The sequence below is a fragment of the Anaerolineaceae bacterium oral taxon 439 genome, assembly GCA_001717545.1.
Classification (GTDB): domain Bacteria; phylum Chloroflexota; class Anaerolineae; order Anaerolineales; family Anaerolineaceae; genus Flexilinea.
In genome coordinates this window covers 2,427,326-2,452,064 of the sequence record CP017039.1, presented here as the reverse complement: position 1 = coordinate 2,452,064, position 24,739 = coordinate 2,427,326, and the positions used below count along the sequence as shown (strand labels likewise).

19 protein-coding genes are annotated in these 24,739 nt (G+C 57.9%); 6 read left to right on the top strand and 13 right to left on the bottom strand.

What is annotated here, in order from left to right; translation table 11 throughout:
• Positions 1-28: 28 nt before the first annotated feature.
• Complete coding sequence (locus BEQ56_10895) at positions 29-1,690, bottom strand: hypothetical protein (protein ID AOH43936.1); 1,662 nt, start codon at positions 1,688-1,690, stop codon at positions 29-31.
• A gap of 240 nt (positions 1,691-1,930) precedes the next feature.
• On the opposite strand from BEQ56_10895, the gene BEQ56_10890 reads away from it, so the two are divergent.
• Positions 1,931-2,731: a hypothetical protein gene (locus BEQ56_10890; GenBank protein ID AOH44516.1), complete on the top strand. Its 801-nt coding sequence runs from the start codon at positions 1,931-1,933 to the stop codon at positions 2,729-2,731.
• 121 nt (positions 2,732-2,852) lie between these two features.
• On the opposite strand, the gene BEQ56_10885 is transcribed toward BEQ56_10890, so the two are convergent.
• The 12 genes from BEQ56_10885 to BEQ56_10830 all read right to left on the bottom strand — a co-directional run bounded on the left by BEQ56_10885 (position 2,853) and on the right by BEQ56_10830 (position 18,452).
• Positions 2,853-4,004, bottom strand: a complete 1,152-nt coding sequence (locus BEQ56_10885; protein AOH43935.1) for a cell division protein FtsZ — start codon at positions 4,002-4,004, stop codon at positions 2,853-2,855.
• A gap of 164 nt (positions 4,005-4,168) precedes the next feature.
• Complete coding sequence (locus BEQ56_10880; GenBank protein AOH43934.1) at positions 4,169-5,392, bottom strand: cell division protein FtsA; 1,224 nt, start codon at positions 5,390-5,392, stop codon at positions 4,169-4,171.
• Between the two features lie 4 nt (positions 5,393-5,396).
• Positions 5,397-6,242 carry a hypothetical protein gene (locus BEQ56_10875; GenBank protein ID AOH43933.1) on the bottom strand — a complete coding sequence of 282 codons (846 nt, stop codon included), beginning with the start codon at positions 6,240-6,242 and terminating at the stop codon, positions 5,397-5,399.
• Positions 6,239-8,560 (bottom strand): hypothetical protein, encoded by a 2,322-nt coding sequence (locus BEQ56_10870; protein ID AOH43932.1) that lies wholly within the window; start codon positions 8,558-8,560, stop codon positions 6,239-6,241. The genes BEQ56_10875 and BEQ56_10870 overlap by 4 nt, the downstream gene beginning before the upstream one ends.
• An 18-nt stretch (positions 8,561-8,578) precedes the next feature.
• Entirely contained in the window at positions 8,579-10,852 is a 2,274-nt protein-coding gene (locus BEQ56_10865) for a hypothetical protein (protein ID AOH43931.1), read from the bottom strand.
• Positions 10,822-12,249 (bottom strand): UDP-N-acetylmuramoylalanine--D-glutamate ligase, encoded by a 1,428-nt coding sequence (locus BEQ56_10860; protein ID AOH43930.1) that lies wholly within the window; start codon positions 12,247-12,249, stop codon positions 10,822-10,824. The genes BEQ56_10865 and BEQ56_10860 overlap by 31 nt, the downstream gene beginning before the upstream one ends.
• 36 nt (positions 12,250-12,285) lie before the next feature.
• Positions 12,286-13,278, bottom strand: coding sequence for a phospho-N-acetylmuramoyl-pentapeptide-transferase (locus tag BEQ56_10855; protein ID AOH43929.1), 993 nt, complete (start codon positions 13,276-13,278; stop codon positions 12,286-12,288).
• Positions 13,279-13,284: 6 nt separating this feature from the next.
• Positions 13,285-14,712 (bottom strand): hypothetical protein, encoded by a 1,428-nt coding sequence (locus tag BEQ56_10850; GenBank protein AOH43928.1) that lies wholly within the window; start codon positions 14,710-14,712, stop codon positions 13,285-13,287.
• Between the two features lie 34 nt (positions 14,713-14,746).
• Positions 14,747-16,561, bottom strand: coding sequence for a hypothetical protein (locus BEQ56_10845; GenBank protein ID AOH43927.1), 1,815 nt, complete (start codon positions 16,559-16,561; stop codon positions 14,747-14,749).
• Positions 16,558-17,031 carry a hypothetical protein gene (locus tag BEQ56_10840; GenBank protein AOH43926.1) on the bottom strand — a complete coding sequence of 158 codons (474 nt, stop codon included), beginning with the start codon at positions 17,029-17,031 and terminating at the stop codon, positions 16,558-16,560. Before BEQ56_10840 ends, BEQ56_10845 begins: the two co-directional genes overlap by 4 nt.
• Positions 17,028-17,975, bottom strand: coding sequence for a 16S rRNA (cytosine(1402)-N(4))-methyltransferase (locus tag BEQ56_10835; protein AOH43925.1), 948 nt, complete (start codon positions 17,973-17,975; stop codon positions 17,028-17,030). Before BEQ56_10835 ends, BEQ56_10840 begins: the two co-directional genes overlap by 4 nt.
• 30 nt (positions 17,976-18,005) lie before the next feature.
• Positions 18,006-18,452, bottom strand: a complete 447-nt coding sequence (locus BEQ56_10830; GenBank protein ID AOH43924.1) for a hypothetical protein — start codon at positions 18,450-18,452, stop codon at positions 18,006-18,008.
• 528 nt (positions 18,453-18,980) lie between these two features.
• Here BEQ56_10830 and BEQ56_10825 point away from each other — a divergent pair.
• From BEQ56_10825 to BEQ56_10805, 5 genes are all read left to right on the top strand, one after another.
• Positions 18,981-20,924 (top strand): transcription termination factor NusA, encoded by a 1,944-nt coding sequence (locus BEQ56_10825; protein AOH43923.1) that lies wholly within the window; start codon positions 18,981-18,983, stop codon positions 20,922-20,924.
• 3 nt (positions 20,925-20,927) lie between these two features.
• Positions 20,928-21,236, top strand: coding sequence for a hypothetical protein (locus BEQ56_10820; GenBank protein AOH43922.1), 309 nt, complete (start codon positions 20,928-20,930; stop codon positions 21,234-21,236).
• Positions 21,237-21,285: 49 nt separating this feature from the next.
• Positions 21,286-23,070, top strand: a complete 1,785-nt coding sequence (locus BEQ56_10815) for a translation initiation factor IF-2 (GenBank protein AOH43921.1) — start codon at positions 21,286-21,288, stop codon at positions 23,068-23,070.
• 29 nt (positions 23,071-23,099) lie between these two features.
• Positions 23,100-23,519 (top strand): ribosome-binding factor A, encoded by a 420-nt coding sequence (locus BEQ56_10810; protein ID AOH43920.1) that lies wholly within the window; start codon positions 23,100-23,102, stop codon positions 23,517-23,519.
• A gap of 170 nt (positions 23,520-23,689) precedes the next feature.
• Positions 23,690-24,682 carry a hypothetical protein gene (locus BEQ56_10805; GenBank protein AOH43919.1) on the top strand — a complete coding sequence of 331 codons (993 nt, stop codon included), beginning with the start codon at positions 23,690-23,692 and terminating at the stop codon, positions 24,680-24,682.
• The last annotated feature ends 57 nt before the right edge of the window (positions 24,683-24,739 follow it).

Here is a 24,739-nt window from a genome sequence, read left to right as displayed (position 1 = left end):
CGCCTCGTTGGTTCCGTGAAAACGGGTTCTATTTTTCTAGATAGAACCCGTTCGCGGAGAAGTATCGAACCTCTCCGTTTTCGTCGATTTCAAACGACAGCGATTCCAGCCAGAGGACGTCCCCGTTCGGGAGCGGGACCTGATTCGTTTCCAGCTGTCTGGATTCCGCGCTGCGAACGGTCGCGTATGTCGCGTAGATTTCGCTGAAATCGATCGTCAGGAACGGCGTCGGCCGGCGCTCCGGATCCTTCGCTGCGCTGTCCGGCAGGTAGCAGGCGATCGCGCTCAGGTCGACCGTTTCATTATACTCTGAGTTACAGTAGATATTGGGCCGGATCGCGGAGAAACCGATCACGTCGATTTTTTCGTTATTTTCGCCCCAAAAATTGTAATAGCTCCTGTCTTCGGACCTCGCGAGCGGGAGCGATTCGATTTTATCGAGGATCTTCGCGTCAATCGTTTCCATGGCCTCCATGCCGCCGGGTACGGATTTCAGGTAGTTGTAAGCGCCGGCGACGCGATACAAATCGCTTTCGTCGAACGTGTCCGGGTTGGTGGCGTAAGCGTTCAGCGCAGCCAACTGTCGATTGAACGGCAGGTCGCGGGAGTTAATCCCGGGAACAACGTAGGCGAGCGCAGCGAGGACGACGGCGGCGGTCAGGACGCCTTCCGTCTTCCGTCCATGAAAAAAGTACAGCGTGAAATAGACGATCTCCAGCGCGATCAGCGCGCAGCCGAGATAACGCGTCGTTGTCAGCCCGAATTCGGAAATACGCAGCCAGATCGAATACCCCTGAAGCGCGATAAACGGTATAAACAGCAGCGGCAGCAGGTCGACCAGCTTACCCGTGCGGTCGTCATGATCCATCGCGCGGTTCATCGTCCAGATCGGAGCGCCAATACAGAACAGGCTGCTCAGGATGGGGAAGATTTCGTTGGACGGGATGATCTGCGTGATCAGGATTTTGGCGATATATCCGTAGATAATCATGAAAGCGAGCGCCAGGACCGGGAGCAGGACATATTTCCCGATCGTGATAAAGAATTTTCCCGGTGCCTGATCCAGGTTTTCGATCGCGTAGAAAACGCCGATCGAGAACGACGACAGGGCGCAGAAAATCCAGACGCGCGGGATCAGTTCATAGCTCCCCGAAAGAAAAAGTGTCTCGAAAATTCCGGTCACGAGCAGGACGCCAAGCGAAAAACAGCCGAGGACGATCGCGGCGGCGAAGCCATGGCCGTAGATTTTTTTGGCGAATTCGTCGATCGAAATATGTGCCTGGCTCAGGATCGCCCGAACCGCGAGGCAGAGGCAAAGAACGACGTAAAACGTCCGGATGCGTTCGACGGTTTCGCGGGCGGCCTCGTCAAGCTTCATCGGATTGATTTCGGGATGCGTCAGGGCGAAAAAGGCGGCGATCGCTGCCGCGAGCGCGATCATCCCGATTTTTATGCCATTCTTTCGGATCGCCGACGCCTCAATCAGGAATAAACCAAACGTCAGCATCATCAGGAACGGCGTTATGACGTGATCGATCGGCTTGAATCCGTTCGCGCGCCCGAAAAAGTCCGTCGCGAATGCGGTCAGGATAATGAATAAAGCTAACGCGGCCTGCGTCATCGGGAAACGGCGGAAGGATTTTCGGATCGACGCTCCGCTTGCGCTGAGGATGGAACTGATGGAATTCATGCGTATTGCCTCCTGTTCTTATTACGAAAGACGTTTTTCGTTTTCGCAAGGTTTCAATTATTGTACGGCAAATAGGCCCTGCCGTTCGGCGAAGCCCGCGATCTGGGAGTTATTGAGAGCTTTCGACGGATTTTGATGGAGGCTGAACTATAATTAATCTATAATCGAGGCCGGACGGTTCCGGCGCAATTCGCAGGATTTATCGGAGGTGGACAAATGATGGAAACGACGGATTCATCCTTGAAAAACGTAATCCGCGCGTACGAGACGTACGACGAGGATAAGCGTTTGGAAGCGGATAACGTGCGCCGGTTGGAGTTTATGACGACGCTGGTCTACATGAATAAATACCTGAAAGAGGGCGATAAGGTCCTGGACGTTGCGGCGGGCGGCGGCGCATACGCGCTGTATTACGCGGCGCGCGGGCTGGACGTTACCGCGCTCGATATTACGCCGTCCTACGTCGAAATTATCCGGCGGAAAGCCAGAGAACAGAATCTCTCGATCGAGTCGTTTCAGAACGACGCCCGCGATTTAAGCATGTTCCCGGACGAGACGTTCGACACAGTATTCTGCATGGGGCCAATTTATCATTTAGTCGAAGCTGCTGACCGGCGCAGGGCGCTGGCGGAATCGCTGCGCGTATTGAAGCGCGGCGGGATGCTTTATGTTGCGTATATTAATAAATTTTTTACCTTCGCGCATCTGGCGACGCAGAATAAGCAATTTCTACAGGAAAAGTGGTACCAGACGATTATCGAGCAGGGGGCGATGAAGTCCGACGATCCGGATTGTTTCTGGACGGACGCCTGGTTCTCGAAGCCGAGCGAAATGGAAGCGATGCTTTCGGAGTTTCCGGTGCGCGTCTGTCATCATCTCGCTCAGGACGGGACGGCGCGCATGCTGGCCGAACGGATCAACGACCTGAAACCGGCGTATTTTAACCGCTGGGCCGATTATCATATCCGAACCTGCGAAGAACCGTCGATTTTAGGCAGCTCCAATCATGGGTTGATCATCGCAAGAAAGCATGATTGGTAGGCGGCGGGCCGTACCAGCGAAATCGCGGCGAACGCAGCGGCGGGCATATTTGGAAGACGTATCGGGAAGAAGGGACGCGTTCCCTTCTTCCTTATTTCCCTCAGGCTCAGGGCGTTTTCTTTTATGAATTCCGATCCATCAGGCGCATGAACGCAGGAATATCGTCGGAGCCTTCACGGCGGCGGAATTCGGCCGGTTCTTTTTCCTTTTTCGGCGCGCTCCCGTTTTTCGAGGCGGTCGGCTGGCGATCCGGTACCGACGCCGGTTTTACTCTGGCGAAGGGCGGAAACTGCGGCGTTTCATCGCTCCCTTCCAGCTCGTCGGGGAACCCGGTCGCGACGACGGTAATCCGGACTTCGTCTTTCAGGCCCGGATCGAGGACAGCGCCCATGATAAAGTTCGCGTTCGGGTCGGCGGTCGCGCGGACGATTGACGCCGCTTCTTCGAGTTCGTACGGCGTAAAATCTTCGCCGACGGTAATATTGAACAGGATCCGCGTCGCTCCGTCGATATTTTTATCGATCAGGCGGTTCGTAATCGCCGCTTCCGCCGCCTTCGCCGCGCGGTTCTCGCCGATCCCGACCCCAATCGCCATCAGCGCCGAGCCGCCGTTCGACATAATTGTCTTCACGTCGGCGAAGTCGAGGTTGATAATCCCCTGGAGCGTAATCAGTTCGGAAATTCCCTGAACCCCCTGGCGCAGGATATCGTCGATCATGCGGAACGCCTTGATCATCGGCGTATTCTTGTCGACGACTTCGTAAAGGCGCTGGTTCGGGACGACGATCAGCGTATCGACCTCTTTTTTCAGCGTCCGGATCCCGGTCAGCGCTGCGTTCGCCCGCGGAAGTCCCTCGTAGTCGAACGGACGCGTCACGACGCCGATCGTCAACGCTTCGATTTCACGGCAGATCGAGGCGATGACGGGCGCGGCGCCGGTTCCGGTTCCGCCGCCCATTCCGGCCGTGATAAAGACCATATCGGCCTCTTTCAGCGCCGTTCGCAGCTCCTCGCGCGATTCTTCCGCGGCGAGACGTCCGACTTCCGGATTCGCCCCCGCGCCGAGACCGCGCGTGGCTTTTTCGCCGATCCGGACGCGCTGATCCGCTTTGGATGCGATGAGCGCCTGCGCGTCTGTATTGACCGCGATAAATTCAACCCCCTGCATGCCGCTCTCAATCATGCGATTGATCGCGTTGCAGCCCGCGCCGCCAACGCCGACGACTTTGATATTAGCGGAGCTTTCGCCTAAGTTCTGATACGTGTTTTCCATTTTTCACCATTCCCTTACTTGTCATCCATACCATTGCAGTAGTATTTCTATTGACCAAGGCGTTCAAAGTGATACGCCAAATTGTACATGATTTACAGATTTTTCAGTCCTGTCTCGGAGCTGGATCAGGGTATTAATTTATTGATTCTGTTCATTATCAGCTCCTATGGGAATAACATCCGAATAAATCGCCTGACCTTGGACAAGGCTTCGCCGGGATCCGCTTTCCTGGATTGCGGATCTTCTATGACTTCGGTTTTCATCCGCCAATACAGCAGGCCCACAGACGCTGAAAAGGCGGGGCTATCTAATTGATCGATCATGCCGGTCAGGTTTTCCGGTTTCGCGACGCGGACGGGGAGTCCGAGAACGTTCGAGGCGACGCGCTCGATCCCGGGAAGCAGCGCACAGCCGCCCGTCAGGACCATTCCGGCGGGGAGGATATGATCGATGCCGGAGCGTTTGATATCCTGACGGATAAGCTGGAAGATTTCTTCGACGCGGACGGAGATAACCGAGGCCAGCTCTTTTCGGGAATATTTCGCCGATTCCTCCTGCCCGAAGGAGCGGGCGTAGAAAAATTCCTCGTCGTCGATAAGCTCCGGAAGCGCGGACCCATGAATTTTTTTGACTTCTTCCGCCTGATTGTATGAAAGATGGAAGATCTGGGCGATATCGTTGGTGATATGCGCGCCGCCGATCGGGAGCGAATTGGTATGCCAGACGTCGTTATTGAAATAAATCGCGAGATCGGCGGTTCCCGCGCCCAGGTCGCAGACGAAAACGCCGCTCTGCTTTTCGATATCGCTCAGGACGACCTCTCCGGCGGCTAACGAATTCAGCACGAAGGAGTTGACCTCGATCTCGTTGGCGAGGATGCATTGCTTCAGGTTCTCGACGGTCGCGGTCGCGCCGGTGATAATATGCGCTTCGACGTCGAGCCGCCGTCCGTACATGCCGAGCGGGCTGCGGATGCCTTCGATACCGTCGACGCTGTACGTCCGTTGCATCGTATGCAGAATCGTGCGGTTATTGGGGATCGGAACCGCTTTGACCGAGTCGATAACGCGGCGAATCTCGTATTCATCGATACAGCCGCCGACGATCGAGACGGTCGCTTTATTGTTAATTGCGTTGATATGCGACCCTGCGATCGAAATAATCGCGTCGGAAATCTGGAACCCGGAAGTGCGTTCGGCTTTTCGGATCGATTTGGAGATCGCGGCGGTCGCCTGCTGAATATCGTAAACCATGCCCTTGCGGACGCCCTGCGAGGGTTCGATCCCGACGCCCAGGATTTTGACCGCGTTTTCGCTCTCGACCTGAGCGATCAGCGTGCAGATTTTCGAGGTGCCGATGTCAATTGTTGCTAAATGTAATTTTTCCATCTTTCTAATCCGCGAATCGATAATAAGGTGCGTTGATAAACTCAAGACTGAGCATTTCCGGTTCGATTTCGTTCGCTTTGAAATACCGGTCCAATCCGTTCGCCATCGCCATTTTCTCGTTCAGGCCCGAATCGTTGACGCCGATCCAGAGCATGTAGCCTTTGCCGCTGTCCCAGCCATAGCCGTTATCATACGTGAAATTCAGCCGTGATTCGGCGGGCTTGACGGCGAAGATTCGTCGGGCCGAATCGACGATCTCCTTCCGGAATTTTTTCGGGACCGTACGGTCGTTCCGATTCATCGCGCCGGGGAAGCTATTGGCGTAGACGATAATTTCCGGGCTGGCGGAAAGGTTCTCGTTAAAGACGAACCCTTCTTCGTCGATCCAGAAGCGGCTTCCCCCGAAGTTCCATTCGACTGCGGCGACCCGCTGCTCAAAGTAGACGTCAAGACGGTTCGGAAGCGCGGCATGCACGCTGATCGCGCGGTTTTCCGGGTAGCGGCGGAAGATATTCCGTTCGATAACCTCAGGATCAACCGTCCCGATCGCCTGGTTTTTCATGCCGGTGTAGTAGATCAGTTCTTCCGGATTGACGTTCTCGTGCCCGTAAATTTGAACGGAGGCGACGCGGAAATCGGGAAGACGCAGGTACAGTCCAAGCGCGAGCGCGAAGAGAGCGGCGCTGATCAGCGACAGGATCCGCGCGGACGTCCGTCCGGATTTGGTTTTCCTCGACGGGATCCGTTCCGAATTCGTTTTCAGCCGTTCACTTTCGATTCGATTATTTCCGGGCGCGGCGCCGATCCGATCCAGGCGGTCCCGATTGTTGGAACCGAATCCGAAGTTCATGCGTCCTCCTTTCCTTCGTAAATCTCGATCTCGGTTTGCAGCGTGATCCCGAAGCTCGCCTGAACCGCCGTGCGGACGCGCTCAACGAGACGGCGGAAATCGGCGGCGGTCGCGCCCGGGTTCGTAACGAAGATATTACCGTGGAAGTCGCTGACGGCCGCTCCTCCTTCCGCCGCGTTCCTCAGTCCGCATTCCGTAATCAGCCGTCCGGCGTAATCCCCGTTCGGGTTCCGGAAGACCGAGCCGAGCGATCCCTGGTTCCTGAAGTTGAATTTTTCACGCTTTCCCCAGACTTCAGCGGCGCGCGCTTCGATTGCGTCCGGGTCCCCGGACGCGAGCTCGAATTCGGCCGCGAGGATCGTCCCGCGCAGCTCGCCGGACTTGAAGCCGCTCGCCCGATAAACGAACGGGATCTCGTCCCTTCGGAGGTTGATAACGCGTCCGTCCTCGCTCAGGACGGTTACCGTTCGCAGCGTTTCATTGATCTCGCTCCCGTACGCGCCGGCGTTTCCGTAGACCGCGCCGCCGACCGAGCCGGGAATCCGCGTCGCCCATTCCAATCCTGTCAGGCCGAAATCGATCGCCGCGCGAACGAGCGAATTCAGCGGAACGCCGGAGGCGGCGCGGATCCGGGCACGGCCGTTCCCGATTTCGATAAGCCGGATTGCGGAAGAACGATTAACGATGATTCGTCCGGCGAAACCGTCGTCGCTGAAAAGGATATTCGATAAGCCGCCGACGACCTTGAATGTCAGCGCAGCTTGCCGTGCCGCGCGGACGGCGGCGATCAGTTCGGCTTCGCTTTCCACGATCAGCGTTTCTTTCGCCGGTCCGCCGACGCGCAGGTTCGAGATGATCGCGATCGGCGCGTTCTTTTCGATCCGTGCGTCGAGCTCGGCTGGATTGGCCGGCCGGGCCTCGCGGGCGATCGCGTCTAAGGCGGCTGGCCCGATCCGGTTCGCGTCCCCGGCGGAGAGCGTCAGGACGACGTCGCCGGGCCTCAGCCCCATCGTCAGCAGCTCGGCGGCGCGTTCGTTCGTCTCCGCGAAGATCGCGTCCGGACGTACGGCGCGGATCGCTTTTTTCAGCGCCGCGTTCGAGAACCCGTTTTCGTTTTCCCGGGCGGCGTAAATCGGCGTTATGAGGAGCTTATCGGCGTCTCCGAACGCTCGGCGGAAGGCGTCGAGGAGCTGCCGCGTTCGCGAGAAGGTGTGCGGCTGCCAGAGCGCCCAGATTCGCCGCTTCGGCCAGGCGTTTTTCGCCGCGGACAGCGCGGCGCGAATCTCGGTTGGATGATGCGCATAGTCGTCGATGACCAGGACCCCGTCCTGATCGGCGATTGTTTCGAAACGGCGCGCGCTTCCGGCGAATTCGGAAAGCGCTTCGGCGGCCGTGTTCAACGCTTCGGCTTCGTTCGGCAGCGCAGCGGATTCCAGGACGGCGGCGAGCGCGGCGGCGGCGTTTGCGACGTTATGCAGCCCCGGGACGGCGAGCTGGATCGAGACTCCGCGTCCGGAAGCGCGCGCGGTCAGCGTAAAACGATAAGCGCCGTTTTCGGCGACTTCGGCGTTTTCGATCCGATAATCGTCGTCAGCGCCGAAACCGTAGCTTCGGACGGAAACGTTCGCGCCGGAGTCCTCGACGAGCTGGCGCTGGATCGGATCGCCGCTGAAAATCAGGACGCGCGCGCCGGCTTTGCAGCAGGCGATGAAGTCGCGGAACGCCTGATAATAGGCGTCGTCGGTCGGGAAGCAGTCCGGATGATCCGGTTCGATCAGCGTTAATACGGCCGTCGACGGACGCAGCCCAAGGAACATCCGGTCATATTCGTCGGCTTCAATAACGAACGTTTCCGACGCTCCAGCGGCGGCGTTCGTTCCAGAATTTTTCGGCGTTGAACCGATAATGAAGCCGGGACGGACGTTCGCGCGCGTCAGGATCCAGGCGATCATCGAGGTCGTCGTCGTTTTCCCGTGCGTCCCGGCGACGGCGACGAGGTTCCGCCCGTCTAAGAGCCGGGTCAGGAATTCGGACCGTTTCAGCGTCGGGATTCCCGCCGTGCGCGCGGCGATCAGTTCAGGATTTTCCGGATGGACGGCGGAGGAGTAAAGAACGAGACCGGCGCCTGCGACGTTTTCGGCCGAATGCCCGATTTGAACCGGAATCCCCAGCGAACGGAGCCGCTCGGTCATCGCGGATTCAGCCTGATCCGAACCGCGGACGTTCGCGCCACTCTCGCGCAGAACGACAGCGATCGCGGACATGCCGGTTCCGCCGATGCCGATGATATGAATGGGTACGTTTAATCCGTTTCGCATTTTCCGTTTCCGTCTCCGTTATTTTTTTCTTTTTTTATTCGTTTTGCCGCCGGCTTCGAGGAGGACCGCGGCGATCGCGTCCGCGGCGTCCGGTTTCGCGAGCGAGCGCATCGCGGCGCTCATGCGTTCGCGTTTTTCGGCGTCGGTTAAGACGTCAAGTACGCTCGGAAGCAATCCGTCCGTCAGCTCTTCGTCGCGAAGGAGCAGGGCCGCGCCTTTGTTGACGAGGTACTCCGCGTTGACCCGCTGATAGCGCCAGGCATGCGGGTATGGGACGAGGATCGCCGGGACGGCGAAAAGCGGGAATTCCCCGATCGTCGACGCGCCGGCCCGTGAGACGATCAGGTCGGCGGCTCTGAACGCCGCGCCGATCGTTTCGTGCAGGTATGGGTAAGCGTGATAGCGGCCGCGGATCGTTTCCGGGAGCGCTTCAAGCTTCGTTCGCGCGTCGCCCCAGTTCGCCTCTCCGGTCGCGTGCAGGACCTGCGCATGTTCGCAGAGCCGCGGCAGGATTTTCCAGAGAGCGCTGTTAATGGAGGCCGCGCCTTTCGAGCCGCCGAAGAAGAAGACCGTCGGAAGCTCGGGATCCAGCCCAAACCCGGCGAGCGCATCTTCGCGGCGGACGGCGGTCAGCGCCGGTCTCGTCGGGTAACCCGTGACGGCGACGTTCGCGCGTTTCGGAAGATAGCGGCGACTTTCTTCGGCGACGACGGTTATCCGGTCGGCGACTTTACTCAGCGCGCTCAGCGCGACGGCCGGCTCGATATCAGGAATGAAGATGACCTTTCTCCGGAAAAGTCCGGCCAGCGCGACCGGAAAGCCGACGTACCCGCCGGTGAAAAACAGGACGTCCGGATCAAAGTCACGGATAATCGCCAGCGATTCGAAGAACCCGCGGATCAGGCGCAGCAGGTTCCCCGGGAGTCTCTTCAGTCCGACGCCATGCAGCCCGGCGGCGGCGATCCCCTTGAAAGGGATTCCTTCCCGTTCGACGAGCCGTTTTTCGATACCATCGGCGCCGCCGACCCAGAGGATCTCGTCGACGTTCTCTTTACTTTTTTGTTCTTGGAGAACGGCCAAGGCTGGATACACGCCACCCCCGGTCCCCCCGCGCAGATTAACCATCGCATCGGGTACGGTCTTTCCTTTCTCAAGATTGTAGATCGCGGTCTGGCGCGAGATATTCAGCAGGATTCCGATACTCCCGAGCGTTACGACCATATTCGTTCCGCCGTAGCTGATTAACGGGAGCGCGTTTCCGGCGAACGGGAAAATATTCAGCAGGACGCCGATATTCAGGAGCGCTTCAAACGTGATCCAAAGCGTTATTCCGGCGGCGAGAAGCTTTCCGAAAGCGTCCGGGGCGCCGATCGAGATTCGGAACCCGCGCCAGAGGATCATCAGGTACAGTCCTAAGACGAAGATTCCGCCGGCAACGCCGGTTTCCTCGATAATCACGACGTAGATACTATCGGTCCAGGGAACGGGCAGCCCCGTCATTTTCCCGATTCCTTTTCCGACGCCGGTCCCGAACCAGCCGCCGTTGATAATCGATTTCAGGACGCGCTGAATATGATACGAGGCTTCTTCGGGGTTCAGGAAGCCGGATATATATTCATCGGTTCGGACGCGGACTTTATCGAAGAAAAAGTACGCGATTATCGTCAGGAAGAGCGCGACGAAAAGAATCGTAATCACCCAGTTGATCTGCCCGCCGGCGAGCATGTAGATCATCGCGGAAAGCGCGAGGATCGTAATCGCGGCGCTGAAGTCCGGCTGGACCATGACGAGAACGGCGCAGATTGTCGGGATAATAAACGGTTCGAGCGAGCGGAGCCCGCCGGATTCGACGAGCTCGGCGCGTTTCGTATACAGCGCGGCCAGGTAGATAATAATCGCGATTTTAGCGATTTCGGACGGTTGAACCGAGCCGCCGAAAAAGGTTCGCGTAACGCCGGCCGCAGCGGGGATCAGCAGCAGGATCAACAGCGAAATCATCGTCCCGATCAGGAGATACGGCGAGAGCGGCTGGAGCCAGCGGTAGGGAATCAGGAAGCCCATGATCAGCGCGGCGGCGACGCCCAGAAAGAGCCAGAGGGCCTGCTTGCTGACCATGTAAGCGGCGTTGTCGAACGCCTGAATCGAGAATGACCAGCTCGCGGAGTAAACGAAGACCAGCCCGATCATGACCAGCATAAAAACGACGATGATCAACGGGACGTCGATCAGGAGCCGCGTCGAAACGCGGATTTTCTTCTGGTTCAGGAATTGGAGATTTGCGATCTGACCCATGAGCGGAATTCGTTCCCCCTTTCTTCAAAGTCTTTATACGCGTCGTAGCTCGTTCCTCCGGGCGAGAGAAGGACAAGATCGCCGGCTTCGCCCAGTTCCCTCGCGATTTCGAGCGCATCGAGCATTGTAGCGGCCCGACGGACGACGAAGCGCGGGTTCCGGACCGGGCTGGATTCGAGCGCCTGCGCGATCATCGGGCCGGCCTCCCCGAAGCAGACGGCGGCTTTGGCCTTGCGGTTGAGCTCGTCGGCGAGCTTCCCCCAGGGAAGCTTTTTATCGCGCCCGCCGAGCAGGAGGATCATCGGATCGCTGAACGCGTTCAAAGCGGCGAGCGTCCGTTCCGGCGCGGTCGCGATCGAGTCGTTAATATAACGGACGCCATGGAGCTTGCCGACCGTTTCGAGCCGGTGCGGGACGCCGCTGAAACCGCGGATCCCGCCTTGGATCGACAGCGGGTCAAAGCCGGCGCTGAGCGCGATCGCGGCGGCGGCCATGACGTTGGAGAGGTTATGCCGCCCGGGAAGGCTGATTTCAATTCTTTTCAGGAGGTTTTTCCGCTTCCCGTTGATCGTCGCGAAGACGAAGCCTTCGTCGATCCCTACCGCAATCGCCTCGTCTCCGAACGGCGGTTCGAATCCGAACGTCGCTGATTTTCCCCGGACCGCGGTTCGGAGCGCGGCGCTGTTCCCGTCGTCGCGGCTCAGGACCGCCCAGTCGGATTCGGACTGGAAATTCAGGATATTCCGTTTCGCGCGGATATATTCTTCCATTGTGCCATGGCGGTCGAGATGGTTCGGGGTGATATTCAGTACGGCGGCGATATGCGGACTGATCGTCACGAGCTCAAGCTGGAACGACGATAATTCGAGAATGACGCAGTCGTTCGCCCCGATTTCGTCGATTCTCGCGATCAGCGGCGTTCCGATATTCCCCCCGACGAAAACGGAGGTCCGCGAATGACGCCGCTGCCGGTCGGATTCGGCGATTCGTCCGACGAGCGTTGTCGTCGTCGTTTTTCCGGCCGAGCCGGTCAGCCCGATAATCGGGGCCGGAGACTCCTGAAAAAAGATTTCGGTATCGTTGAGAAGCGGGATCCCACGGTTAACCGCTTCGGCGAGGAAAGGCTGCCGCAGGTCGGCGCCGCCGCTGACGCAGACGAAATCCGCCTCGTCCAGGAGCGAGAGCGGGTGGCCTCCCGTGACCCAGCGGATCGGCAGTCCGCTCAGCGCTTCGATCGCCGCGGCGCATTTCTCTCCGGGCGCGCGATCGGTTACCGTAACGTTCACATGGCGGGAAATCAGGAAGCGCGCGGCGGCCTGGCCCTGGCGGCCTGCCCCGACGATCACGACATTTTTCTCGTCCCAATGCGTTGATTTGATTTCCACTGTGTTTTCCATACGGTTTCCCTGTAAATCGTTTTTATTTTTCGATCGTTAGACCATTGAAATCGCGACCCCGAACAGGACGGCGAGAATACTGATCAGCCAGAAACGCTGGACGATTTGAACCTCGGACCAGCCCAGTTTGTTGAAATGATGATGCAGCGGGGCCATCAGGAAGAAACGGTTCCCACCGGAAAACCTGAAATAAACGATTTGGATAATATCCGAAAGCGTCTCCGCCATCGGGATAATCGTAATCAGCGGCAGCACGAGCAGGTGGCCCGTGATCAGCGCGATTACGGCGAGCGTTGCGCCGAGCGAAAGCGAACCGCAGTCGCCCATGAACAGCTGCGCCGGATGAACGTTGTACCAGAGGAACGCAAGGATCGCTCCGACAATAATGAAGCAGAACCCGCCGATATGCGGCTGTCCGACCATCAGGGCGATAATCCCGTAGCCGGCGAACGCGGTCGCGGAGATCATTCCGGCCAGCCCGTCCATTCCATCGGTCAGGTTGATCGCGTTGGATTCGCCGACGATAATAAACGCGGCGAGCGGGATAAAGAAATACCCGAGCTCGATCGGTTCCGGGTTCCCGGGCCAATAAAAGCAGGATATCCCCAATCCGTATTTAATTGCCCAGGCGATCGCGAGCGCGAAGACGACTTGAAGGATAAATTTATCGCGCGCGCGGAACCCCTTTCCTTCGCGCCGCTTATCCATTCCGATCCAGTCGTCGATTCCTCCGAGGATGCCGAAGATCACGAGCGCGACCATCGGGGTAACGAACGTCTGACCGATAATATCGACGCCGAAGAGGGACGCGGCGTTCAGCATGATCGTGACGAGGAGCGTCGGAACGATGAACATGACGCCGCCCATCGTCGGCGTTCCGCCCTTATCGAATTGCTCCTGCGGCCCTTCGGCGCGGACGACTTTCCCGAGGCGGAACCGTTTCAGGAAAAGGATAAACGGTTCTCCCCAGATAACCGTCATCAGGAAACCGAGGATAGATAGCGTAATGGTTGACGATGCGTTGTTCATTGTTGCTCAGCTCTCCATGATAGCGATAATCTGTTCCATTTGCAGGGAGCGCGATCCCTTGACGAGAACGGTTTCGCCTTCCGCAAACTTACGCAGTTCGACGTATTCGATCGTCTCGGCGACGGTCGCGAACCATTTTATTTTCTCCGGTTTCATCCCGGCGTTGACGGCGGCGAAGACGATTTCCCGGGCCGATCTGCCGACGGCGATGAGCTCGTCGCAGCTTTGCGCGGCCCGTTGGCCGACGGCCCGGTGGCCCTGGATTTCGTACTGTCCCAGCTCGCGCATGTCGCCGAGGATCGCGATTTTCTTCGCGTTCGTCGCCTTCTCGTTATGGATCTCGTCGAGCAGGTCAAGCGCGGCGATCACAGAATCGGGCGACGCGTTGTAGGTATCGTCGATGATCATTGCGCCCTCGCGGCTCATCATGACCGACATTCGCAGCTGCGACTGGCCGTTATCGAGGCCGCGGAAAATCTCCTCCCAGCGCATTTTCAACGCGCGTCCGACAGCGATCGCCCGGAGCGCGGTGTGGACTGAGTGCCTTCCGATCAGCGGGACGCGGATCTGGAACGTTTCCGAGCCCGAATGAAGCCGGAAACGGATCCCATCCAGCCCGAAGCTTTCGATTTCGTCCGCCCAGAGATCGGCGCGGTTATCGAGTCCGTAGGTGAGAACCGCCGCTTTCGTCACGCCGCGCATCGGCAGGACATACGGATCGTCATAGTTGAGGATCGCGACGCCGTCCGCCGGAAGTTCGGCGACGAGTTCGCTTTTGCCCCTGGCGATATTTTCGATCGAGCCGGCCCGTTCGGCGTGAACCGTTCCAACGTTGGTCAGCACGCCGATCTGCGGCCTGGCAATATCGCAGAGGAGTTTAATTTCGCCGGGAACGTAGAAGCCCATTTCCAGAACGGCGGCCTCGTGGCCTTTCCCGGCGCGGAGGAGCGTCAGCGGCAGTCCGATTTCGTTGTTGAGGTTGCCGCTGTTTTTCAGCGTCATGAACGAGCGGGACGCAACTTCCCAGATCAGCTCTTTCGTCGTCGATTTTCCGACGGTTCCGGTGATCCCGATGACGGTCAGCTTGAGCTGACTGCGGTGCCAGGCGGCGATTTTCTGGAGCGCGAGGAGCGGATCCTCAACGAGGATGCAGAATGGCGCTTCCGGAACCTGATCTTCCGGGACAGCGGAGCCGCTCCGCAGGTCGAGCGCGCGCGTTCCGTCGATCGGGCGGCTGACGAGCGCGGCGAGCGCGCCTTTGCGGAAAGCTTCCGTGACGTACGAATGCCCGTCGGTTTTTTCGCCGGTCAGCGCGACGAAAAGCGTCCCGTTGATCAGCTGGCGGCTGTCGATAACGGCTTCGCTGAAAAGAAGACTTCTCCCCGATCGAACGGGGCCGCCGAGGGCGGCGATTATTTCGTTAAGCGAAAACATTTTTACTCCTCCTTTCCTTAGAATTATATTTAATTTACGGAGCCGGTTCCCCGCTCCAGGCTAAGAGCGCGAAGTCGTTCGCGTACTGGCGGTCATACGGGATCCGCAGGTACGGCAGGACTTCGTTCATCAGGTCGGCGAATAACGGCGCGGCGACTTCCGACCCCCAGATATTCCCCGCCGGCTCCTGAAGCCAGGCATAAGCGACGAACTGCGGATTTTCCGACGGCCCCCAGCCGACGAACGAGGCGTTGGTCAAGCTGCTGACGTAGCCCTGCCCTTCGATCGCGATCTCGCCGGTTCCGGTCTTCCCTGCAATATGCATTCCGGGGATCATCGCGGTTTCGGCTTCGCCTTCGAGCGAATTCGTCAGAATTTCCGTGACTTTTCGCGCGGTCGCGGCGCTGATCGGGTTCCCGACGATTTCCGGTTCGACGATTTCGGTATGGTCTTCGTATTCGATCGCTTTGACGATATGCGGCTGCATCATGATCCCATCGTTGGCGATAGCGCTGATCGCTTTGACCATCTGGATCGGCGTCGTCATTAACCCCTGCCCGAACGAATGATTCGGGAGGGACAGGTTCGTCCAGCCGGTGTCGCCGGGCTCGACGTACGGATAGTATTCCTCGTCCGCCAGCTCGATTCCGGTCGGGCGGTCGAGATGAAAGGCGCGAAGATATTCGTAGAATTTATCTTTCCCGACTTCGGTCGCGATCCAGGACATGCAGGTATTGAGCGAATGCGCCATGCAGTCGGTGATCGACTGCGGCCCGGAGGCGATCCGGTTCCAGTTATAAATTGTCTGGCCGTCGACGACGAACGTGCCGACGTCGTTGTAAACGTCGGTCGGCTGGATCGTCCCGGAATCCAGCCCGATCGCCAGGGTGAATACCTTGAAAACTGACCCGACCTCGTACGGCTGCATGACGGCGGGGTTGAAGCGGTTTTCCCGGGTGAAGACGTTCGCGGTTTCCGAATAATTGTTCAGGTTGATCCGCGGCCAGGTCGCCATTGCCTGGACCTCGCCGGTTTTTGGATCGATAATGACGATCGTTCCGGACTTGGCTTTTTGATGTGTAACGGTGGCTTCGATCTGCGACTCTGCGATCGATTGGATCTTGCGGTCGATTGTCAGGTGAATCGCGGCGTTTGACGGCAGGTACGGCAGGACTTCCGGAATATTCGGGTCGAGCGCGAATTTTTTATGGATCGTCTCGGACGAGAGGATTTCGTCGTAATAGCTCTCAATTCCGTACGCGGCGCCGGCCGACGGGTTCAGGAACGGGAAGAAACCGATAATATTCGAAGCGAGAGAACCGTTCGGATAGTAACGGTATACGTTCGGAAGATAGCTGACCGCGTCGAGATTCTCCTGGAATCCGGATTTGGACTTGAGGGAGGTCGTTTTCTTCTCGGCTAAAAACGCTTTGCGCTGGTCGATCTGGTCGATTTGCTGCCGTGAGGCGAAATTTTTAATCGGAACCGAAACCGCGCGTTTTTCGACGTAAGGAATTTCGGCGTATTTGCGGATTGTCTGCTCGTCCATGTCAAGAATCGGAGCGAGGTATTCGGCAATAAAATCGCCATGCCCGTTCGATAAGTTCAGGTCGAGGAGGATTGTATATGCGACAGTGTTGCCCGCGAGGAGGTAGCCGGAGCGGTCGTAGATATTGCCGCGTTCCGTGTTGACCGAGAGCGTCGTATACTCGGTTTCTTCGCGGATCTTTTCGGTCAGCGTCAGCACGTTCGCGTTCGTCTGAATCGTCAGCAGGTGGAAAATCATGAAGACAACCAACCCGGCGACGGCAATATTAAAGAAACGGAAGCGCTTTTCGAAATCCTTCATGGCAGCCCCCAGGCGTTATTCGGCGATTCGAGGAGCCGCTCTCGAAGATAGGTTTGCAGGCTGATCGTGTATTCCGGACGCAGGAGCGAAACGGGCGGCGCGGACGGCGCAAACCGATCCGCGCGGATCAGCTCCACGTTCGGGTCGTATCCGTCGAGCGGGAGATAGACGAACTGTGAATCGTCGTAAAAATCGATATCGGCGTAGCCGGATTGCTCCGCGCGCCGGCGCATGGATTCGAACGAGGTCAGCGCGCCCCTTCTCGTCTGATATTCCGCGATCTGGCGCATCAGCGTATTCCGGTCGGCGTGGGCCTGTTGGATCTTGAGCCGGACTTCGGAGAGTCGCGCCGAATAATTCAGGTAAACCAGCGCGATCACGAAGAGAATAATTAATCCCGCCCCGACGCGGATCAGCGTTTGCATCTGCTTCTTCCAGGGGGGCGTTCGGTAGGCCTGCTGCCGGTTCATGCGTCCTCCCTCGGGAGCTTCTCGGCGACGCGGAGCTTCGCGCTCCGGCTCCGGACGTTTTCGGAAAGTTCGCTTTTCCCGGGCTGGAACGTTCCGATACGGACGCGTTTCAGCGACGCGCGGTGACCGCAGCTGCAAACCAGCTGTTCCGGAGGACAGAGGCAGTCCGCGCTTTCGCGGCGGAAATAGTTTTTTACGATCCGGTCTTCGAGGGAATGAAACGTCAGTACGACGAATCGTCCGCCGGGTTTCAGGAGGCCGGCGATCCGCGGAAGCGCGCTCTCGACGGTATCGAGTTCGCCGTTGACCGCGATCCGGAGCGCCTGAAAGACGGTCGTCGCCGGATGACGCCCGCTTTTGGGATTGCGGGGTAAAACGCGCGCGACGCACTCTGCTAACTGCGTCGTCGTGACGAATGCGGACGTTTTCCGTTCGCGGACGATCTCGGCGGCGATTCGGCGCGAGGCTCGTTCCTCGCCATATTTCCAGATGATATCGCTGAGCTCTTCCTCGCTGGCGGACGCGATCAACTCGGCGGCGCTGATTCTTCCGCCGTCGGGATCGAAACGCATGTCGAGCGGCCCGTCTTTCAGGAAGGAGAACCCGCGCTCCGCGTTGTCGAGCTGCATCGAAGAAACGCCTAAATCGAGGAGCGCGCCGTCGAGGCTTTCCGGTTCGAGGTAATCCACCGCGTCGGCGTAGGACGCGTGATAGATTGTCAGCCGTCCGGCGAACGGGGCGAGGCGTTCCCTGGCGATCGCGATCGCGTTCGGGTCGAGCTCGAAAGCGGCGACGGTTCCGTTCGGAGCGGTCTGCTGAAGGATCGCTTCGGTATGCCCGCCGGCGCCGAGCGTTCCGTCCAGGCAGCGCGAAGCTCCGCTCAGCGATAGCGCGCTGAGGACTTCGGGGAGCATGACGGAATAGTGCGGCGTGAGGGTTATCATGGCGATCCTTTCTTTAAAGATAATTTTTCGTTACGCTGAACGACGATCGAAAAGCTGCGCGAATTGCGCGGTCGTTTCTTCGTCGTCGAAGGTTTCGGTTTCCGCTTTTTCCCAGGCTTCCGTCGTCCAGAGTTCAATATACTCGTCTGACCCGGCGAAAACGATTTTGTCGCCGTCTCCGAATTGGAATTCGTCGCGCAGGAAATTGGGGATCAGGAAGCGGCCGTTGGCGTCGAATTCGATGAGCTCCGCTTTGTTGAAGATTCGCCGGCGATATTTCCGCGCGATTGGATCGGCGAGCGGGAACTTACTGAGTTCGTTCGCGATTCGCTCAAAGTATTCGATTGGATAGATGACGAGGTTCTTATCGATTCCAACGGTAATATAAGCCCCGCGCGCTAATTCCGCCCGGTAGCGAGCGGGAAGCGACGTGCGCCCTTTTTTATCGATGGTATGTTCGTAAAACCCAGTGAACATTTGTTCGGCAACCTCGTTTTAAACAGATCAAGCCGGACTCCGGCTTCCTCGATTGCGGCGGAAGGTGGGATTTCCGGGAAATCGCCGCCCTCTTTGGCACATCATGGGAATTTATCCCACTTTCCCCATATTATACAGTTTTGGCAGGGTAATTGCAAATAGAAAATTGGAATTCAGGGAGTCCCGTGCGCCCCGTTCGGCTTGCGCGGTGGGTAGTATTTTCTTACAGACGGCGGATTATGTCTTATTCTTAAAATTTCGCCGTCCGTTTTTGCTTTGGCGCCGCGATTCAGTCCAGCGCAGGAGAAGAACCGGAGCCCGGGTTTCGCTCTGCCGTTTGGGAATTGAGCGGCTCCGGAGATTTTCACGCAAAAAGGCGTCATGTTTTTTGCGTTGTCGCGAGGAATATGTTAAAATTGTGGTTGTTGAAGATTGGATTTTAACCCAAGATTTGGCATTTGTGGAAGTGGGGGCGGCCCCGCTTCTGTTTTTATTCGTCGTCAGGTTTATTTGGGAGATTTTGTTGGAATGAAGACTGATTTTTTTCTGGCGTTCAACGAGATGGTTGAAGAAAAACAGCTTTCGCGTGAAGTTGTCACCAAAGCGTTGGAATCGGCGATGGTATCGGCGTATCGGAAAGCGGTTACCGCTTCCGCGGCGCAGCACGTCGAGGCGGTCTTGAATCTCGAAGAGGGTAAGTTTCAGATCTACGCTGAAAAAGAAGTCGTAGATTCCGTCGTCGACGATCGGACCGAAGTTTCGCTGGAGACGGCGCGTCAATTTAATCCGGCCGCTGAATACGGGGATCTCGTGATCGTCGAAAGCACGCCGGAGGATTTCGGGCGCATCGCGGCGCAGACCGCGCGCCAGGTCATCCAGCAGCGGCTCCGCGACGCGGAGCGCGCCGAGCAGATCGGCTACTATGAAAAGAAGGTCGGCGAGATCGTTTCCGGCGTCGTTCAGTCGATCAATCGGGACGGATACACGATTGGTCTGGATAAAAAAGCCGAAGGGACGCTGCTGAAAAAGGACGTTATCCGCGACGAAGAACGGTCGATTCAGCTTCATAAGCATATCCGCGCGATCATTACCGAAGTCAAGGATTCTCCGCGCGGTCCGCTGATTCTCCTGTCGCGCGTCGATCGGAAATTCCTTTACCGGCTCCTCGAGATCGACGTTCCGGAAATTTTTCATGGCATCGTCGAAGTTCGTTCGATCGCGCGCGAACCGGGGGCCCGCGCTAAAATCGCGGTTTCTGCGACGCAGGCCGGGATCGACCCGGTCGGCGCCTGCGTCGGAATGCAGGGGAAGCGGATTCAGCCGATCGTTAAGGAGCTCTGTGGTGAGAAAATTGACGTGATCGAATGGAACCCCGATCCGGCGCTGTTTATCGCGAAGGCGATTTCTCCGGCGAAGGTGATCGGGGTCTACCTGAGCGGCGGACGGAACACGACTGTCGTCGTTCCGGATGACCAGCTGTCGCTGGCGATCGGGAAAGACGGCCAGAACGCCCGTCTGGCGGCGAAATTGACAAATTGGCGGATCGATATCAAGAGCGTCAGCGAGGCTGCGGCCGATATCTTAGCGGCTTACGACGCGCAGGAGGATTATACGATTCCCGATCCGGAACAGGATAAGCGCGTCGTCATGCTTGCCTGGGATTCATATTTCGTCGAGGGAAAAGAGACGCCGGACGAAATCCGCGCAATACTCCAGAAGAAATCCGACGGGCATCCGCTGAACTTTGAAGAGGATGAGAAGCTGAACCGCTTTGTCGATCGCGTTGAAAAGGCGAAAACGGCGGGCTTTAACGAAAGTACGGTCCGCGAGACGGTGCGGAAGCTGTACCAGTCCGGGAAGCCGTCCGACGAGCTGATGGCGCTGCCGGTCAGCGAGGTCGGGCTGCCGAACTTTGTCGTTTCGGTTCTACGGTACAATGGGTTTAAGACGGTCGAGGATTTATATAAGAGCGTCAAGGCCGACCCGGAAGAGATTTTCAAGCTTCAGGGTACGACGCCGAGCGTTATGGACGATATCGCGTCGCTGGTCCGGCTGGTTGAGGATCGGCGAAACGCGGAGGCCAACCCGGCCCCGGTGCAGGAAGAAGCGGCCGAGCCGGAGGCTCCGGCGGCGGATTCGGAACGCGAGGCCGACGAGCCGGCCCCGGCCGCGGAAAGCGGCGAGGCGGCTGAGGATTTGGCCGCGGAAACGACGGTTACGGCTCCTGCGTCCGAAAGCGCGGCGGAGAGCGAACCGGAAGAAGACGTTTCGTTCGACGACTTGTTCAAGCTGATCCCGGTTGCGTCCGAGATCGATTATTCGGAAGACTTCGGCGAGGTGTCCGGCGATTCGGACCGTAAAAAGAAGAAGAAGGGCCGGAGGAAGAATACCGAGATCGAGTATGACCCCGACAGCGATTCAACCGTCGTCCGCAAGAAACACCGCCGCGGGGACGAGGACTGGGGCTGGTAGACGATGGGCGCGAAAAAGGGTCCACGTCCGAAACATGTCCCGCAGCGAACCTGTGTCGGATGCCGCGAGGTGCTGGCGAAACGGGGGCTGATCCGGATCGTCCGAACTGACGGCGGCGTTCAGCTGGATAAGACCGGTAAGTTAGCGGGACGCGGCGCGTATCTGCATGATAAACGGAGTTGTTGGGAAAAGGCGATTCAGCGCGGTTCGTTAGCGCGGAACCTGAAGATCGAGCTGACCGAAACGGATCAGGCTAATTTGATAAAATGGATGGACGAGCTTCCGGCGGAAGACGGCTCGACCGGAGCTTAAAGAATCGCCTAATCATTAGGGAAAAGACACGGAAAGAGAGAGAGAACCTATGACAAAAGAATTGAAGAAAATTAAGATCCCTTACAGTATCTCGGTTCGTGATTTGGCTTCCTTGCTTCAGGCGAACAGTATTCAGGTGATGAAGATCCTGATGATGAACGGCGTGATGGCGAATATCAATCAGACGATTGATTTCGATACGGCGGCGATTGTTGCTAACGATTTGGGCTTTGAGGCGGTTCCGCCGACGGTCGAAGCGGAAACGAGAGAAGAAAACGTCGGAGATATTCCGCTCTGGCGGCAGTTGATCAACCGGGAGGATCCAAAATCATTGATCCAACGTCCGCCGGTCGTGACGATCCTGGGACATGTCGACCATGGCAAGACGTCGCTCCTGGACGCAATTCGCCATACCGACGTCGCGGTCGGCGAAGCGGGCGGAATTACGCAGCATATCGGCGCGTATCAGATCGAAACGAAGAAAAAGCTGATCACGTTCCTGGATACCCCGGGCCACGCCGCGTTCAGCGCGATGCGCGCGCGCGGAGCGCAGGGAGCGGATATTGTCATTCTGGTGGTTGCGGCGAACGACGGCGTCATGCCGCAGACAAAGGAAGCGATTGCGCATGCGAAAGCGGCGCAGGTCCCGATCATCGTCGCGCTGAATAAGATCGACCGTTCGGACGCGAACCCGGATCTGGTCAGGAAACAGCTTTCCGAGCAGGGGTTGGTTCCTGACGAATGGGACGGGGATACGCTCGTCGTTCCGGTTTCCGCGAAACAGAAGCAGGGGATCGACGATCTTTTGGAAGCGATTCTGGTGACGGCGGAAGACATGAATATTTTCGCCAACCCGAAAGGAAAGGTTTTCGGGACGGTTATCGAAGCGTCCGTCGATCCGAAGAAGGGCGTCATGGCGACGCTCCTGGTTCAGAACGGGACGTTAAAAATGGGCGATGTCGTTCTCGCGGGGCGATCGATGGGCCGGATCAAGGCCATGTTCGATTATCGCGGGAAAAAGCTTCAGAAAGCCGGTCCGTCGACCCCGGTTCAGGTCATGGGCCTGACGGAAGTTCCGGCCGCCGGCGACGTTTTCCAGACGTACGCGTCGGAGAAGGAAGCCCGCGCCGTGATCGCGCAGGCGAAAGCCGACGCCGCGTTGGCGCCGAATCAGCCGAAAGCGACGCTTGAAGAGCTGTTTGCCCGTTTCCGGGCGGGCGAGGCGAAGGAGCTCTGTCTCGTGATCAAGACGGACGTCCATGGTTCGCTGGAGCCGATTGTCAGTTCTCTTGAAGAGCTGAATAAAGAAGGCGAGATTAAGATCAATATTCTGCATTCCGAAGCCGGAAATATCAGCGAGAACGATATCATGCTGGCCGCCGCGTCGCATGGGATCGTTCTGGGTTTCAACGTTCAGGCAGACCCGGCGACCCGGAAGCGCGCCGAAACCGAAGGTGTTTCGGTCCGAATTTACAACGTTATTTACCGCCTGATGGAAGATGTCGAAAAGGCGGTTAAAGGAATGCTTGAGCCGGAATTTGTCGAGACGATGGTCGGTCGGGCGGAGGTCCTGATGACGTTCAATATTTCGAAGGTCGGGACGATCGCTGGTTCACGGGTCAGGGAAGGCGAGATGCGCCGCGGAGCGAAGGCGCATGTTATCCGCGAAGGCGAGAAGGTTTTTACCGGCGAAATTACGTCGCTGCGGCATGAGAAGGACGACGTTAAAGAAGTGAAGAGCGGGTTAGACTGCGGGATTGGGATAAAAGGCTTTGAGGATTTCAAGCCGGGCGACCTGATCGAGGCGTTTACGCTGAACCGGTTCGGTTCCTGATCGCGCCCGCTGGTTGAAAGGAGGGCTGGATGCCTTCAGCTATCAGAATACGAAAGATCGAGGATCGGATCCGCGACGAGCTGGCGGAGATGTTCCTGTACGAAATTGAAGATCCGCGCCTGTCCGGCGTGATGGTGACCGGCGTTAAGGTGGACCGCGAGTTGGAATATGCGTCGATTTACGTTTCGGCGGTTGAGGGGATGGAGCGGAGCGTCGAGGTTCTCGCCGCGCTGACGTCCGCGGCGGGGTATATTCGGCGCGGGCTGGCGCAGTCGGTCGATCTGCGCCAGTTTCCGAGGCTGCGCTTCTATTGGGACCCGACGCCCGAAAACGCAGCGCGGATGGAAGAATTGTTCCATGCGCTCGAACGGGAGCGGATCGAAAAGGGTCTCGATGGTGGAACTGACGCGGGCTCGCCGGACGAAGGAACCGCCGGCGGAAACGGTTAGCGTCTGTTTCCTGAATTGGAAGAATGGTTCCGAATGAAGCGAACGGATACCAGATCGCCCGGAGAGAAGTCAGCGCCGGGCGATCTGTCTGTTAATCGTGCCGCGTTTATCCGCGGCGTCAGGGTTTATGGACATATCGATATATCTTATATAGAGGAGAGTCGACGAAAATGTACGATCAGAGAATTCTGGAACAGATTCGTGAAAAAATCGAAAACGCGGCGCGGGTCGCGATCTTTTCGCATATACGTCCCGACGGCGATACGTTGGGATCGCTTTTTGGATTAGGACGCGCGCTCTTAAACGCCGGAAAATCGGTTCAGTTGATCTCCAGCGATCCGCTCCCGAAGGAGGGCTGGTTGACGAATTCGGGCTGCGATCTGCCGGAGCGTGTCCGGAGCGCGCCCGAAGAGGCGTTTGATTTGTCGATCTGCGTGGATATCAGTTCGCGCGACCGCTGCGGCGCGTTTTTTGACGAACGTCCGGAGCTGACGCCCGATATCGTTATCGATCATCATTATTCGAATCCGGGTTTTGGCGCGCTGAACTATGTTGACGCGGAAGCGGCGTCGAATTGCGAGATTCTGGCGGAAATCATGCCGGTTCTGGGGCTGGAGATTGACGAAATCAGCGCGAATTTCCTCCTTTCCGGCGTGTTGACCGATACGCAGGGTTTCAGCACGTCGAACGTTTCGGCGAAGACGCTCCGGCTGGCGTCGGAGCTCGTCGATCAGGGCGGAAAGCTTTATGAGATATTCGCTGACGTCATCAAGGCTCATTCGCTCGAAGCGAACGCGCTTTGGGAAGCTGCGCTGCGGAATACGGTCGTCGAGCTGCCGCTGATCTGGAGTACAATCCGGCATTCGGAACGCGTCGCGGCGAAATATCCGGATGGGGACGACGCGAACGTCGTGAACCGGCTGTTGTCCTCGAACGGGGTGAAGGTTGCGATCGTTTTCATGGAATCCGAGGACGGCGAGCGGACGAAGGTTTCCTGGCGGGCGAAACCCGGGTATAACGTAGCCAGCGTCGCGAGTTCGTTCGGCGGCGGCGGGCATATCGCCGCGGCCGGGGCGGATATTGCCGGACGGTTGGCGGACGTGCGCGACGCGGTTGTCGCGGCGACGAAGCTGATGATCTCTTGCGCAGCTCGTTCGGCGTGATCCGCGGTTTCTCAGCGTAATGCATGGTAAACTATGCTCTGAAGTTGAGGCGGTTAT